Genomic DNA, 14680 nt, shown 5'->3' with positions numbered 1-14680 from the left:
CCGCTTCGATCAGAAATGACCGTGCTTGTCTCGGTGCAGGTCGTGCTCGGGGGATGTGCGTAGGCTGGCGCCATCCTGGCGAGCCTTGGCCCGCCGGAGCCACAGCCGCCCGAGGCGCACTCGATTCCAAACCGTGTTGGGGTTGTGCCCCAGCGCCGCGCCGATCTCTCTGCACGTATATCCCTGCGCCTTGAGGGCAAGGACGGCTCGGAACCTGGGACGCACGCGCCCGAGCTCGCGCAGCGCTTCCCGAGCCTCCATCTGCCCGAGCGGCGAGCGGGCGTGGTCTTGAAAGAGACGGCACGCGTCCGGCACCAGGACCTCGTACCTCCGCCATGCGCGCGTCACGTAGTGTGAAGCGTGCCGCCAGGTGATGCCGATGAGCCATCGCTTCAAGGCCACGGCGATCGGCACCTCCGGCCGCGGCTGGAACCGCCCGGCACGCATGCTCTGCCACGCCCCGAGCAGGACCTCCTGGGCGACGTCCGCGCGATCCTTGCTCGGCACGCTCCAGCGCCGCAGCACGCCGTCGATGATCGCTTTGTGCCGAGTGATGGCGTCGATGTCCAGCGTGACGATGGCGCGATGCGCACGCGCGGGCGGTCGTTCGCTGTCCCTACCGGGCAGCGTCGTAATGAGGATCGTCTCCACCGATGGGGTCTCCACGAGACGGAGCGCGGCCGCGCCGGGCGATCGAACGAGCGCGCCCGCGGAGCCACGCCGCGCGCCAGGGCAGCGAGGGATTACCGCTCTGTCTCTTGCGATGCGATCAGTCGTGCGCCTCGGCCTCGACCGGCCCGCGCCGCTCACAGCGCGCTTCCCGGAGGAGCGCGTCGCGCCGCGCCGCGTGCTCTCCACGACCACGGCGCTCGCGGTGCTCGTGCAGGAGACGGCACGCCGATAGCCTTCCTTCGGCGGTCCCGAGATCGAGCATCGCGCGCGCCCGCTCGAGCCTCGGATCCATCCTCGATCGCTCCACACCGGTGCGCGCCCGAAACGGTATCTCGCCCGCGGCGGACATCGCGCGTGCCGTGGGGGTGCTGCCCTGATCCGCCGATCCGAGCGCGGCCGTGGCCTCCAGTCGCCCTATCGCGCCCGCCGGTCTCGCCGATACAGCGCCGTCCTGGCCCGCAGGCGCCGCCGTGATCTCGAACGCTGCCGACGCGAGCCCCAACGCCGCGCGCTCGGGCGCTCCGGCACGCATGGCGCGCGCAAGACGGCGGAAGCGATCGGAACCAAGCTGACAGGGCGCCGCGCCGTCCGCGCTCGCCCAGGCGGTCACATCCATGCCCGTCCAGATGATCCAGGCGCGAAAACAGGTGACAGAATCGACCGGCGCGACGAAGAACGGTGCGCCGGGGTGTGTCCCCAGGGGACGACACGTCGACGCGTCGGTTGGTTGCATTCCAGAGACGACGCCAAAATTGTCGTGCAAAAGCGCGGCGCCACGCGGGCGTGCACCGTTGCCGGACTGGCGACGTCGTTGATAAGGTCGCCTGGATGACGCGCTTGCGCTTGTGGTCGGTCCTGTTGAGGAGTTGCCTTCTCGGGGCGTTGATCAGCGCCACGGCGCCCTCGCGCGCGGCGCCGCCGCCCGGGGGCTCGCCGCCGGCGGCCGCGGCGCTGCGCCAGCAGGCGCGGATCGCCTTCGGCGGGCGGCGGTGGGCGGACGCCGAGGCGCGCTTCGAAGCCGCCCTGGCGGCGCCCGACGCCGCCGGGATGACCGAGGTGCAGCTGGCCGAGGTGCTCGGGTATCTCGGGCTCTCCGAGCTGGAGCAGGGCAAGCACCGGGAGGCCGCCGAGCACCTGGGGGAGAGCCTCGATCACGACGCCGTCCTGAAGGAGGCGCTCGTCCGCCGGTTCACGAGCGGGTTCAACAAGGCGCTGGAGCACGTCGGAAGGATCTACGTGGCTGCCGCCCCGCCCGACGCCGAGGTCCTCCTGGACGGGGAGCCGATCGGCACGGGGGCCACGGTCCTCGAGCTGTTCGTCGATCCGGGGACGTACACGCTCCGAGCGCGGCTGTCGGGCCACGGGGAGCTCTCGCAGCGGGTCGAGCTCGCCGCGGGGGCGACGGTCGGCGCAGCGCTGACGCTCTTGCCCGTGGTCGAGGCGCCCCCGCGCGCCCCCGAGCCGAGCGCGAAGGACATCCGACCGGTCGCGCCGGCCGCGGCCCCGGCGCCGGGGCCCTGGGCGTCGTGGCCGGGGGCGCTGCGGATCGCGGGGATCGCCGTCACGACGGCCGCCGTCTCGTCGGGGGCCGTCTTCATGCTCCGGGCGAGCGTGCTCGACGGGGACATCAGCGAGCGGATCGACGGCCTCAACCGCGATCCCGCGTGGACCTCGGACGCGTGCCGCGAATCGCCGCAGCCCTCCGCGTGCCCCGAGCTCCACCGCCTGCGCGAGCAGCGCGACAGGTCCGGCGTCCTCGGGACCGCCCTTGTCGCGACGGGGGCCGTCGTCGGCGCGGCGACCGCGGCGTCGTTCTTCATCGACTCCTCGTTCCCGCGATCGAAGCCGGCGACGACCGCGCTCCGCGTCGTGCCGGTGACGACGGCGCACCAGATCGGCGTGATGGCGCTCGGGGCGTGGTGAGGGCATGGAGGCGAACATGACGCGGTCTCGGACGGCATGGCGGGGAGCGGCTTCGCTTGCGGTGGCCGCGCTATGCGCGTGCGGCGCGAGCGCCGTCTCGGGGTGCATGTACCTCGGGAGCCATTGCTGGGAAGAGCAGACGTGCGATGAAGGCGCCTCGGCGCTGCCGCCCGCGCCGCCGCCCCCGGCCTCGCCGTGCGAAGGCGACCCGGTGACGGGGCCGGTGCTGGACGGCTGCGGGGTGTTCGTGCGCGCGCAGGGCGACGACCGCCACCCGGGCACGCGGCAGCAGCCGGTGAGGACGCTGGAGCGCGCGATCGTGCTCGCCGCGAGCGGACGGCGCGACGGGGACGAGCCGACCCGGCGCGTGTACGCGTGCGGCGAGACGTTCGAGGAGACGGTCGCGCTGCCCTCGGGCGTGGACCTCTGGGGCGGCCGTCGCTGCGCGGACGGGGACGGGTCGTTCGGGTGGTCGTTCGGAGGGCCCGATCAGCTGACCACCATCGCTCCGGGGCCGGAGGGGATCCCGGTCCGGGTCTTCGCCGCCGAGGGGCGGACGTCGACGATCTACGGGGTCCGGGTCGTTGCCGGCGAGGGCTCGGCGAGCGATGGGCGGTCGTCGATCGGGATGATCCTGAGCCAGGGGGCGAAGGTCCGGCTGGTGGCGAGCGAGGTCCACGCGGCCGGGGGGATGGACGGGGAGCCGGGGGAAGACGGGCCGATCATCACGGCAGAGGAAGGGGTTTATGGCAACCACGGCGCGCCTGCGTGCAGCGCAGAGCGCCCCGTGGCGGCGGTTACAGCGTGCGATGACAGTATGGAATCGATCGGCGGGCGAGGGGGCGATGGGGGGCTCCATTCCGGCGAAGACGGCCAGCATGGCGAGCCCTACTGGATCGACGACCCCTCGCAGTCGGGCCGAGGGGGGCTAGGTGCGGGCAGCCGGTCCTGCACGGACGGTCAAGGGGGCGCGCACGGTAAGGATGGCGAGCACGGGGCCGACGCGGCAGGCGCCGGTGTCCTTGACACCAGCGGCTGGGTAGGCGTTCGAGGGGCCGACGGCGACCGCGGAGGCATCGGCTGGGGCGGAGGCGGGGGCGGGGGCAGCAAATCGAGGTTCGCCATGATCGAGTGCCATCCCACCGGACCCCAGCGCGGCGCCGCCGGCGGCTCCGGAGGAGGCGGCGGCTGCGGTGGACGCGGGGGCAAAGGCGGAGGCCCTGGGGGAGCGAGCCTCGGGATCGTCGCGCTGGAGGGCGCCGAGATCACCCTCCTCGCCTCGCTGGTCGTGGCTGGCGACGGTGGCGACGGCGGCGGCGGTGGGAGAGGCCAGGCAGGCGGCATGGGCCATGACGGGGGCCTTGGCGGGCTTTACACGCCATGGGACGACTGGCGCGCGTGCAACGGCGGCAAGGGCGGCAACGGCGGGCGCGGCGGTGACGGCGGCGGCGGGCTCGGCGGGCCCTCGGTCGGCGTCGCCACCGTGGGCGTCACGAAGGTGAGCTTCGAGGCAGGCACGATCGTCAGGAATGGACACGCCGGCTTCGGCGGCTCAGGGAGCGATCCGAGCCGCCGCGATCCGGGCACCGCTGGCGCATGGGTCGTGTTCCCTGCCGTCGATCCGGGGCCACCGCGATGAATGACCCCCGCGCCGGGGCTCCACGCAGGGAGAGACCGATGAGGATTGCCGAGATGGTGAACGACCCCCGCGCGAGGGCGTCACGTCGAGAGAGAGCGATGAGGATTGCAGACATGAAGCGCTTGTCCCTCCTGCTGCCGCTCCTGGCGGTGGGGTGCGGGATCGACCTTGGCCCCTACGAGGAAGGCCCCGCGCCGTGCTTCGGCGGGTCGTGCGCGCCCGAGCCGCCGGAGTCGCTCTGTCGCGAGTACCTCACCGCCGATCGCGCGGTGGACGGCTGCGGCGTGTTCGTCCACTCGATGTTCGGCGACGACGCGAACCCCGGCTCACAGGACAAGCCGGTGCTGACCCTCCAGCGCGCCATCGAGATCGCGCGCACCGGGCGGGGGCGTGTGTTCTTCTGCACGCACATGGTCGGCTCGGTCACGGTGCCTTCCGGCGTGGATCTCATCGGGAGCTTCAATTGCCTCGACGGGACGTGGGAGCGCCTGGCCGAGGGGAGTTATCCTGTCATCCAGACGCTCGACGACACGGTGCCGATCACGATCGAGCCGGCGCGGCCCGGCGACACGGGGGCAGAAGACGGGGTGACGACCATCGTCGGCATGAGGGTATCGGCCGGGTCGGAGGTCGCCGTCTTCGTCCGGTCGGGCACCGAGGTGGAGATCCTCGGGAGCCTGATCCTCGGGTCGTCCAGCTACAAGACGGAGCACGGAAAGGATTGGTCGGGCCCGCCCGTGGCGCAGAGAGGCGTGAACGGCAAGGGCGGCGCGTTCGGCTGCACCGGGGAGATCGTGGCCGGCGGGGTTGCCGTGGTGAGCGCCTGTGACGAGGGCCCCGTGTCGATGGGCGGCAAGGGGGGTGATGGAGGTGTCGCCGATGGCGGCGACGGCGCCGACGGTTTGCCCATGCCGAACCCCGACAATCCCCGTGACTCGGGGCTCCGGGGCAGGGGCGATCACGGGAGCGGCAGCTGCGAGGACGGCCAGGACGGGCAATCGGGCGCGCGGGGCGCCGACGGAGCGCCGGGTCAGGGCATGGGTCGCATCACCGAGGCCGGCTGGATCGGAGGAAAGGCGGGCGACGGCGCCACCGGGGAGCCAGGCCATGGGGGCGGCGGGGGCGGCGGTCGCCGAGGGAGCCTCGCCATCTGCGGAGCGGCCAACCTGGCAGGGCCGCCCGGCGGCGGGGGCGGCAGCGGCGGTTGCGGCGGCAAGGGCGGGGAGGGGGGCGACAACGCCACGCCGAGCATCGGGATCCTCGCGCTGCACGCCAAGGTGACGGTGCGCGACAGCGAGGTCGCCACGGTGTATCCGCTGGGCGCCGGGAGGGGCGGCGCGCCGCAGGTCGGCGGCAACCCGGGCTTCGGGGCGGCCGGCGCCTACTGGCCCGACGGCTCCGGCCGCGCGTGCGACGGCGGCGACGGCGGCTACGGGGGCTGGGGAGGCTACGGCGGCGGAGGGCGCGGCGGGGACTCCATCGGCATCGCCTACCTCGATGAGGACCAGCTCGTGCTGGAGAACGTCACGTTCGACCTCGGCGAGCCCAGCGAGGGCGGTATGGGCAATCCCAACGATCCATCGACGTGGGGAGAGCGCGGCAAGAGGTACGAGACCTATCGCTTTCCCGAGTGAACCGCCCGCGGCGCGTCACTTCGGCCTGAGCTCCGTGAGGACGAGCAGGTACTCCGGCGGGTTGTTCGGCGACAGCTTGGCGTACGGGTTCTCCTTGGTGGGGAAGCCGGTGAAGCGCTTCGTGCTGTACTCGCCCCAGGACGGGTTCTTGAAGAGCGGGATCACCGGCGCGTTCTGCGCGTAGAGCACCTGCACCTCGTCGAGGATGCGCTTCTGCTCCGCACCCCCGAGAGGTCGAGCGCGGGGGGCTTCTTCATGATTCCGGACCTCCTCCTTCATGCTTCATGTCGGAAAAGAGGCGCTGTCTGAAAGTTAACCGTGTTGACAAACCGCCGGCGAAAAAGATAGAGGTCGTAGTGTCGTCCTGAGCTTGAAATCGACTCACTTCCCCTCTGCCAAGGAGCTCCTTCCATGAGATCGAATCCGATGATGAACAGGCCCTGGAGCGCTCATCTCGGCTCGGCGTTGGCGCTGATCGTCGCTCCCCTGGCACTGGGTCACGTCGAACAACTGGACCGATGGCGTCTGGCTCGAGTACAATCCAACGACGCTCGACTGGGAGCAGCACACCGTCAACAACAAGACGGCGTGGTCGCAGTGCGTCCGGTAACCGGCACGGCGGCTTGACGGAGGAATGCCGTACAGGGCCCGGATCCGGCGCTCGGCGGCGGCGACGCCCCTGCATGTGCGGTCGTCTGCGGGGGCGAGCGTCCCCCGCGCCTCCACGCCCACGCGGCGGCCCGGCGTCTTCACGGCACCTCTCGGACGCGCGCTGTGATGTAATGGGCCGTGTCCACACCCTGGGCGCAGCCGCTGCCAGGGGATAACCCGCGGTGAGCCCTTGAGCGCCTCTCCTCCCAAAGCGACGATCGCCGTCCTCGAGCGGAACCGCGTCGTCGGCCAGCGCATCGCCCGCGTGATGTCCGCGGCCTCCGGCCTGCAGGACGTCCCCGTCGCCGGCGATCCCGCCGAGCTGCGCGCCCGGCTGTCCGAGCGACCCCTGCTGCTCGGCTGCGACGCCGCCGATCTCGACCTCGCGCTCGAGTGGGCGGCCGAGCGCTACCCCAGCATGCACCTGCTCGTGTGGACCTCGGGCAGCACCGACGCGATCCTCCACGCCGCCCTGAAGGAGCCCCGCCTCTCCAGCATCGTCGGTTGGCCGAGCTTCGCCTCCATGCCGCGGCCCTGGGAGATCGCCCTCGCCGTCCGCCGCATCCTCAAGCCGCTCGCCCTGCCGCCTCGGCTCTCCGACCTGCTCTCCTGGGGCGCCACCATCGTGAAATGGCGCCCCCGCACGAGCGACGACCGCGACCGCACCGTCGCTGAGGTCGCGCACTGGGCCGAGCGCTCCGGCGCCCCCGCGCGGGTCGCCGAGCGGCTCGCCGCCCTCGCGCACGAGCTGCTCATGAACGCGATGTACGACGCGCCCGTCGACCGCCGCGGCCGCCCCCGCTACGCGCACGACAGGCGGGGCGACCTCGTGCTCGAGGAGAACGAGATCCCCACCCTGCGCCTCGGCACCGACGGCGCGTACCTCGCCCTCCAGGCCCACGATCCGTTCGGCGGCCTCCGGCGACACCACGTCTTCGAGGGCATCACCCGCGGCCTGAGCGCCCGCGGCGCCGACTCGACGAGCGCCCCCGTGCTCGACACGTCGCGCGGCGGCGCAGGGCTCGGCATGCTCAAGATCTACGCGGCCGGCGCCGTGCTGGTCGTCGACGTCTCGCCCATGGCCTCGACCATGGTCACCTCCTTCTGGGACCTCGACGTCAACCCGCGCGAGTTCCGCTCGCTCCCGGCGTCCCTCCACTTCTTCGAGCGCTCCACGCCGGCGATCGAGACGCTGGAGCGGACCGGGTGGTGACGCCCGCGCTCGCCGCGCGCGGCGCAAGAGGACGGCGAGCCGGCCGAGGCGGGCGCCATGGCTGAGATCGATCCGCTCCTCGCGCGGCAGCTCAGGCGCCTCGGGCTCGAGGACCTCGGCGAGCCGCCCGACAAGGAGACCTGGCACAAGGTGGTCGCGCGCATCAGCGAGCACTACCGCCACGTCGCCGACGATCGGAGCCTGCTCACCCGCTCGCTCGACCTCTCCACGAACGAGATGGGCGCGCTGCACCGGCAGCTCCTGGCCGAGCGGGACCGCCTGCGCAGCGTCGTCGTGGCCATCGGGGACGCGCTGACGATCTTCCACGACGCCGCGAGCTCGCAGGTCGAGCCGTCGCGGCCGATCGAGGTCGGCTCGACGATCTCCACGGCGAAGCGGCGCTTCGCGTCGAAGCTCGGCGAGCTCTTCTCCCTGAGCGGCGCGGCGCCCGGCGGCGCGACCCAGGACGCCGCCGGCGCGAGCGGCTCGGACGAGGCCATCAACGAGGTCCGCGTGCAGCTGGTCGCGCTCGGGGACCGGCTGGTGCAGCTGCTCTACGACACGGCGGAGAAGGCGTCGCTGAAGAAGCAGCTCGAGGTCGCGCGCGCCGTCCAGCAGATGCTCGTGCCGAGCGAGGACGTCATCGAGCGGCCCTCGCTGCGGCTCGCCAGCCACTTCCAGCCCGCGGCGGAGTGCGGCGGCGACTGGTGGACGTTCCACGATCTGCCGGACGGCAGGCTGCTCACCGTCGTCGGCGACGTGACCGGGCACGGCATCTCGTCCGCGATCATCACGGGGGCGGCGAAGGCCGCCTGCGACGTCGCGCGCACGTTCGCGCGCGAGGCGATCAGCCCGGCGCAGCTGCTCCGGGTCATGAACTGCTCGATCTTCGAGGCGGGGCAGCAGAAGTTTCTGATGACCTGCGCGGCGTGCGTCTTCGACCCCGCAGCCGGCTCGCTGACCCTCGCGAACGCCGGGCACCCGTTCCCCTACCTGGTCAGGAACAACGCGATCCGGCAGCTCGCCGCGCAGGGCGAGCCGCTCGGGGCGGCGAGCTCGGCCGAGTACACGTCGAGCACCGTCGCCCTGGAGGGCGGCGACGCGCTCCTCTGGTTCACCGACGGCGTGACCGAGTGCGAGAACGAGTCGAGCGAGCAGTTCAGCGAGAAGCGGCTGCGATCGCTCTTCCAGAGCGTGGCCGCCTGCCCGCCCGAGGAGGCGAGGGACGCGATCGTCGAGGCGGTGTCCAGGTTCCGCGGCGAGCGCGCCCTCGACGACGACGTGACGCTCGTCGTGGCCCGCGTGCGGTAGCCGACCCGAGGGACCGCGCCGCAGATCGTCCAGCACGCCCTCGCCGCGGCCGCCACCCCGGTCGAGCTCCGCCTCTCGCGGAGGTACGGCGTCCGGCGCTGCTGTGTGCGGCGCCCCGCGAGGGCGACCCGGGCGCCGTTCCTTGGCCGCTACATGATGAACTCATAAGCGCCGATGTCCCAGCGGGGCCCCTGGGGCCGAGCGACCCAGTCCAGATCGATGAACACAGGGACCGCCGTTCCCCTGTCGATGGCCAAGGAGCCTGGCCTCAGGTGGAAATCGGGGTCGAACGGCGCGTTCGGATCGACGAAGAGGTTCGCCGGAGAGGCGACCAGCGAGTTCCTGTCGTGGCCGCGGTTCCGCCACGTGCTCAGGTTGATTATCGAGTTGCCGTCGTCCGTGCTGAATCGGTTCACGACGACGTTGTAGTCGCTCTCGAAGCCGTCGATGGTGGGCTGGTAGATCAGGATGGAACCCCTGTCGATCCGCGGTGTAAATAGGATGTTGTTCTTGATCTTGTTGCCGACCGGATTGGAGATGCCGCCCTCCGAGCTCGGGATGTTGATCACCCAGCGGCTGTCTGCCGCCATCACGATCGTATTGTTGTAAACCTGGTTGCGGCTCGAGCCCTCCGCCCCGTCTATCGCGTAAAGCGAGATGCCGCTCGCGTGGTTCCCGTAGAGGAGATTGTTCCTGAACATGCTGTCGCTGACCCCATCGCAATTGATCGCGGAGGCCCCGCGCGTGCCGTTCTCCCAGATCTCATTCTGCTCGACGGTCGCGCCGGTGATGATCCCGTCGCCCGGCGTGAAATTCCTGTCGCCGTTCATGTGAACGCCGGCGGACGCGTTGTGATGGAGCAGGTTGCCGCGGATCTGGGGGCGATCCCCGCTGTTGCTGGTGTACACCCCATGCTCGCCGTTGAAGGCGGATTCGTTGTACTCGATCACCGCATCGTCGCTGAACGCGGTGAAGATGCCCGTCCGACCGCTGTCGTGGACGTCGCAGAGCCTGACGGTGATGTCGCTCGTGCCGCGTAGATCGACGCCGGATCTAGGCGCGTTCGCCAGCTCGAAGCCCTCGATGATCCAGTGGCTCACCGTGGCGTCGAAGAGCTCGACTTCGATGTTGCTGCCGTGTGCGTTCTCGATCCCCGGCATATCGATCGTGACGCCGGGCTCGCCCCGCAGGGTCTTTCTCCCTGCGCCTGGCGCCCCCGACTCGCTGATGCGACACCCCTCACAGAACCCCGGGCGCACGATGATCGTGTCGCCGTTGTTGATGTTGTCGACGGCGAATTGAAGGGTCTGCCATGGGTCGTCCGAGGTGCCCTCTCCACCGTCGTCGCCGATGTCGCAGTCGACATAGCGATTTGCTGCCAGGGCGCCTCGATGAATCAGGAACGCCGCGGCAAATGTCAGCAAGAGGATCGTTGGCTTCATCCTGGTGCTCCTCTCGGTGCTGGAAGCCGAAGCCGCCCGTTGGGGCGTGGGCTAGCGTCTTCCCGCGTGGGTCGGTGCTCGCCTTCGGCGCTGTCCAGCGTCGAGGGGTACAGCGAGTCAGCGCCGCAATGATGGAATCCGGAAAAGGCGTCGGCAATCCAAATCGCGAATTTCATTGCGTGGATGATCGTCGATGACAGAGCGGCTTCGACGCTCAACCCATGATTTCATCGCAAGCGTCGGCGCACGTCCCGGACCGACGCTCGGCGCCGCGTGGCGGACGCGCTCCCTGGCGCCAGCGTGGGTGGGAGGCGCGTCGCGGCGGTCGCCGTCGAACCAGGCCCGTGTCCTGCCGGCCGCGCCGAGGGCAGGACGCAGCCAGGCGGGTGAGCGAGCTCCGCCGTCACGTCGCGACGCCCGCCGTCCCCCGCGTGCTGTAGCCTGAGAGCGAGGAGATCCATGATCCTCGAGACCTTCCACTACGATCGGGACACCAAGAAGTGGTCCGTGCGGGTGCTGCCGGTGCTCGACAGCGAGCGGACGCTGGTCCTGGCGTTCGGGGCGCCGGAGCTCCTCGACGACCCCGGGGCGATCCGCGAGCTGCGGCGGGCGTACCCGCGGTCGCACGTGGTGGGGTGCTCGAGCGCGGGGGAGATCGCGGGCACGTCGGTGCGCGACGGGACGCTGACGGTGGCGGTGGCGCGGTTCGAGCGGACGACGTTGGCGACGGCGCAGGTGGAGGTGGCGAGCGCGTCGGGGTCGTTCGCCGCGGGGCAGGCGCTGGCGCGCAAGCTGGAGCGGCCGGGGCTGCGCGGGGTGCTCGTGCTGTCGGAGGGGCTCGGGGTGAACGGCAGCCAGCTGGTGCGCGGGCTGAACGCGGTGCTGCCGGAGTCGGTGGTGGTGACCGGGGGCCTGTCCGGGGACGGGACGCAGTTCAAGCGGACGTGGGTGTGCGCGGGGGACGTGGTGCGCAGCGGGCTCGTGGCGGCCGTGGGGCTGTACGGCGAGCACGTGGTCATCCAGCACGGGTCGAAGGGGGGCTGGGACAAGTTCGGGCCGGAGCGCGTGGTGACGCGCTCGGAGGGCAACGTGCTCTACGAGGTCGACGGCCGCCCGGCGCTCTCGCTGTACAAGGAGTACCTCGGGGACAAGGCGGCGGAGCTGCCGGCGTCGGCGCTCCTGTTCCCGCTGGCGTTGCGCGCGACGGCGCAGGACGAGAAGGCGCTGGTGCGGACGGTGCTGGCGGTGGACCACGACGCGCAGTCGCTGACGTTCGCGGGGGACGTGCCGAGAGGGCACCTGGTGCAGCTGATGAAGGCGGACTTCGAGCGGCTGATCGGGGGCGCGGAGCAGGCGGCGAGGGCGGCGAGCGAGGCGGGGAGGGCGGGCGGGGACAGCGCGCTGGCGATCGCGATCAGCTGCGTGGGGCGCCGGATCGTGCTGGGCGACAGGACCGAGGAAGAGGTCGAGGCGGTGGCGGACGTGCTGCCGAAGGGCACGCAGGTGACGGGGTTCTACTCGTACGGGGAGATCTCGCCGTACGCGACCGGCCACTGCGACCTGCACAACCAGACCATGACCCTCACCGTCCTCTCCGAGGCGCCCACGCCGCTCGCCAGGAGCGAGGGCCCGCGGGAGCGAAGGCCGCGCGCCGCGAAGCGGGCGCCGGCCGTGGCGGCGCGGGTCGTCGCGCAGCCGGCCGGCGGGATGGCGGAGTTCGAGGAGCTCGAGATCGCGTCGGACTCGACCTTCACGTCCGAGACCGCCTTCGACGCGCCGGCGTCGGCGTCGAGCGCGACGCCGAAGCCGTCGCCGCTGTCGCCGGGGCGCGAGGGCGAGGAGCCGCGGCCGACCATCCGGGTGCCGCCGAACGGCCGCAGGGCGTCGCGCCCGCACAGCGCCGAGCCTGCCTCGGGGCCGGTCTCGTCGGGGCGCAGCCCCACCACCGTGGACCGGCCGCCGCCCGCCGCCTGGGCGCACCGCGCCGCGCCGACGCGGAGCGTGCCGCCCGCCGGCGCCGCCGGCCGCCTCGACAGCCTCGCGTTCGATCGGCGCACGATCGGCGACGTGCTCGTCGTCCGGCTCGCCGGGCGCATGACCGAGGCGTTCAAGGGGGCGGCGCTCGCGCGGGAGCTCGAGGGCAAGGTCCTGCTCGACCTCGCCGGCGTCGAGCGGATCACGTCGTTCGGCGTCCGCGAGTGGCTCCAGATGATCCACGCGGCCCAGCCGCGCCTCCGCGCCCTCTACCTCGCGCGCTGCTCCGAGCCGGTGATCAACCAGCTCAGCATGATCCGGCGGTTCGCCGGCAACGGGCGGGTCGTCTCGTTCTATGCGCCGTACTGCTGCGAGGCGTGCGGCGCCCAGTTCGAGCGCCTCGTCGACTGCGCCCACGACGCGGCCTCGCTCGCCGAGGGCAAGCCGCCCGACGCGGTGTGCCCCCGCTGCGAAGGCGCCGGCGCCTTCGACGACGACGCGGAGACCTATTTCGGGTTCGTCGCCCAGCACGGCGCCGGCGCGATCCCGCCGGAGGTGCGGGAGATCCTCCTCGAGCTCGAGCGGGCCGACGAGCCCGCCGTGGGCGACGTGGTGGAGAAGTCCGTCGAGGGGCGCGTCACGCGCGTCAAGGTGGGCAGCAAGCTGACCGCGACGATCCGCTGGAGCCGCATCATCGACGGCCTCGAGGGCCAGGTCGTCTTCGACCTGAGCAGCGTCCCCGCGGTCACCGCCGACGGCGCGGCGCGCTTCGAGTCGGCGATCCGCAAGCTCGACGGCGCCGTCGAGGCGATCCGCATCGAGGGCTGTCCCCGGCTGCTCGCCGAGCGCACGGCGGGCCCCTCGTGGCCCGAGCTCGCGCGGATCGAGTCCGCGGTCGTCGAGGGCCGCTGCGCGTCCTGCAGCGCGATCCGGACGGTGCTCGTCGAGGTCGATCGGCACGCCCCCCTGCTCCGCGGCGGCCAGGACCCGAGCGTCACCTGCAAGCGCTGCAACACGCCGCTCGCCTTCGACGGCTCCCGCTCGCTGCTCTACGTCCTCGGCGCCCACGCGACGCGCGCCCCCGCGGCCCCGCTGCCGCCCGCCTTGCCTGCGGCGAGCCCGCAGCAGCCGGCCGTGGCGCCCCAGGCGCAGCAGCGCGGCGCGGGCGGCAACGCGGCGTTCCTCGGGCTGCTCGGCGGGGTGGCGCTCGTGGCCGCCGGCTTCGCGGCGTGGCGCGGCGGCGTCGGCCCCGCCGCGGCGCCAGCGGCCTCGGCAGGGCCCGCGGCCTCGGCGGCGCCCGCGGCCTCGGCGGCGCCCGCGGCCTTGTCAGCGCCTGCGGCCTCGGCAGCGCCTGCGGCCTTGTCAGCGCCTGCGGCCTTGGCAGCACGCGCGGGCGAGGCGCGCGCGCCGGGGCCGCCCGCGAGCGGCCCCGGCGCGGCGGGCTGGTCGGTCATGGACGACCTCCCGCCCGCGTGGGTGGAGCGGCCGTTCGTCATCGAGGGCGAGAGCGTGCTCGTCGTCGGCCGCGGCGGCCCCGCGGCCAGCGAGTCGGGCGCGCTCGCGGCGGCGCGCAACGGCGCGATCGAGCGCCTCACGTCCGGCCTCGCCGCGGAGCTCGCGGGCTCTCCCGCGGCCGAGCTCCTCGTCGCGCAGCCGCCGGCCGAGGCCGGGGCGGCGCAGCGCGCGGAGGTCGTCGAGCGCATCGCCGGGCGCTTCCTCGCGCAGGTCGGCGCGTTCGCGACGCCCGAGCGCGTGGACGCCGTCGTGCGGCGGGAAGGCGGCGGCGTGCTCGCCTTCGCGCGGTACAGGCTGTCCCGGCAGAGCTTCGACGCGGCCGCGGCGCTCTACCGCCAGACGGCCACCTTCCAGGGGCTCACCGTGGCGCGCTTCTTCCCGCAGCTCGAGGCGCGGGTACGCTCCTCCGGCGAGCTCGTCGTCGTCGCGGCGGAGCGCTCGCAGCGCGGCGCGGAGCCAGGGGACGTCGTACTCTCGGTCAACGATCGCCCCGTCCATTCGGTCGAGATCTTCGGGAAGGCCGCGGCGGACGCGTGGGCTCGCGCGCCGGCCGGTGGTACGATGACCCTCCAGATCGAGTCGCGCGGTGAGCGCCGCAGCGTGAGCTTCGCGAAATCCCAGGCCGAAGGCCCTCGATGAGCACCATGACCGCCCGCCGCGCTCCTGGAGAAGTGACGCCGCCGGCCCGAGCGATGGAGGCGGTCGA

The 14680-nt window shown here is 72.5% G+C and carries 9 protein-coding genes and 1 pseudogene; 6 read left to right on the top strand and 4 right to left on the bottom strand.

Translation table 11 applies throughout. The annotated features are described in order from the left end of the window. Window positions 1–9 precede the first annotated feature (9 nt). Together ACSRUE_RS06370 and ACSRUE_RS06365 are read right to left on the bottom strand one after the other, a co-directional pair. The gene (locus ACSRUE_RS06370) at window positions 10–651 is read right to left on the bottom strand and encodes an RNA polymerase sigma factor (protein ID WP_441290240.1); all 642 of its coding nucleotides are present in this window, start codon (window positions 649–651) and stop codon (window positions 10–12) included. Between the two features lie 118 nt (window positions 652–769). Further along, a complete protein-coding gene (locus tag ACSRUE_RS06365; RefSeq protein ID WP_437763158.1) occupies window positions 770–964 on the bottom strand; it encodes a hypothetical protein in 195 nt (64 codons plus the stop codon). A 566-nt stretch (window positions 965–1530) separates the two neighbouring features. Here ACSRUE_RS06365 and ACSRUE_RS06360 point away from each other — a divergent pair. The 3 genes from ACSRUE_RS06360 (at window position 1531) to ACSRUE_RS06350 (ending at window position 5868) form a co-directional block, all read left to right on the top strand. Beyond that, a complete protein-coding gene (locus ACSRUE_RS06360; RefSeq protein WP_441290239.1) occupies window positions 1531–2595 on the top strand; it encodes a PEGA domain-containing protein in 1065 nt (354 codons plus the stop codon). Between the two features lie 16 nt (window positions 2596–2611). Beyond that, entirely contained in the window at window positions 2612–4234 is a 1623-nt protein-coding gene (locus ACSRUE_RS06355; RefSeq protein ID WP_441290238.1) for a hypothetical protein, read from the top strand. Between the two features lie 113 nt (window positions 4235–4347). After that, window positions 4348–5868 (top strand): hypothetical protein, encoded by a 1521-nt coding sequence (locus ACSRUE_RS06350; RefSeq protein WP_441290237.1) that lies wholly within the window; start codon window positions 4348–4350, stop codon window positions 5866–5868. Window positions 5869–5883: 15 nt separating this feature from the next. Here the strand turns inward: ACSRUE_RS06350 and ACSRUE_RS06345 are convergent. Next, window positions 5884–6090: pseudogene (locus tag ACSRUE_RS06345) on the bottom strand (ABC transporter substrate-binding protein); the annotation flags it as partial. 619 nt (window positions 6091–6709) lie between these two features. Between ACSRUE_RS06345 and ACSRUE_RS06340 the strand changes: the two are divergent. Together ACSRUE_RS06340 and ACSRUE_RS06335 are read left to right on the top strand one after the other, a co-directional pair. Beyond that, entirely contained in the window at window positions 6710–7732 is a 1023-nt protein-coding gene (locus ACSRUE_RS06340) for a hypothetical protein (protein WP_437763154.1), read from the top strand. Between the two features lie 57 nt (window positions 7733–7789). Then, window positions 7790–9043 (top strand): PP2C family protein-serine/threonine phosphatase, encoded by a 1254-nt coding sequence (locus ACSRUE_RS06335; RefSeq protein WP_441290236.1) that lies wholly within the window; start codon window positions 7790–7792, stop codon window positions 9041–9043. A gap of 149 nt (window positions 9044–9192) precedes the next feature. On the opposite strand, the gene ACSRUE_RS06330 is transcribed toward ACSRUE_RS06335, so the two are convergent. Further along, the gene (locus tag ACSRUE_RS06330; protein WP_441290235.1) at window positions 9193–10485 is read right to left on the bottom strand and encodes a right-handed parallel beta-helix repeat-containing protein; all 1293 of its coding nucleotides are present in this window, start codon (window positions 10483–10485) and stop codon (window positions 9193–9195) included. A gap of 459 nt (window positions 10486–10944) precedes the next feature. Here ACSRUE_RS06330 and ACSRUE_RS06325 point away from each other — a divergent pair, with 459 nt between their 5' ends. Next, on the top strand, window positions 10945–14613 hold the full coding sequence (locus ACSRUE_RS06325) for an FIST N-terminal domain-containing protein (protein ID WP_441290234.1): 3669 nt from the start codon (window positions 10945–10947) through the stop codon (window positions 14611–14613). Window positions 14614–14680: the final 67 nt, after the last annotated feature.

The sequence above is a fragment of the Sorangium sp. KYC3313 genome, assembly GCF_052075895.1.
Classification (GTDB): Bacteria; Myxococcota_A; Polyangia; order Polyangiales; family Polyangiaceae; genus Sorangium; species Sorangium cellulosum_B.
This window is presented reverse-complemented; position numbering and strand designations above follow the sequence as displayed.

What these genes read in the sequence shown, in the direction of transcription:
- ACSRUE_RS06365 (WP_437763158.1), bottom strand. Translation starts at nt 964, where the DNA reads ATGGATCCGAGGCTCGAGCGGGCGCGCGCGATGCTCGATCTCGGGACC.
- ACSRUE_RS06355 (WP_441290238.1), top strand. Translation starts at nt 2,612, where the DNA reads ATGACGCGGTCTCGGACGGCATGGCGGGGAGCGGCTTCGCTTGCGGTG.
- ACSRUE_RS06350 (WP_441290237.1), top strand. Translation starts at nt 4,348, where the DNA reads ATGAAGCGCTTGTCCCTCCTGCTGCCGCTCCTGGCGGTGGGGTGCGGG.
- ACSRUE_RS06335 (WP_441290236.1), top strand. Translation starts at nt 7,790, where the DNA reads ATGGCTGAGATCGATCCGCTCCTCGCGCGGCAGCTCAGGCGCCTCGGG.
- ACSRUE_RS06330 (WP_441290235.1), bottom strand. Translation starts at nt 10,485, where the DNA reads ATGAAGCCAACGATCCTCTTGCTGACATTTGCCGCGGCGTTCCTGATT.
- ACSRUE_RS06325 (WP_441290234.1), top strand. Translation starts at nt 10,945, where the DNA reads ATGATCCTCGAGACCTTCCACTACGATCGGGACACCAAGAAGTGGTCC.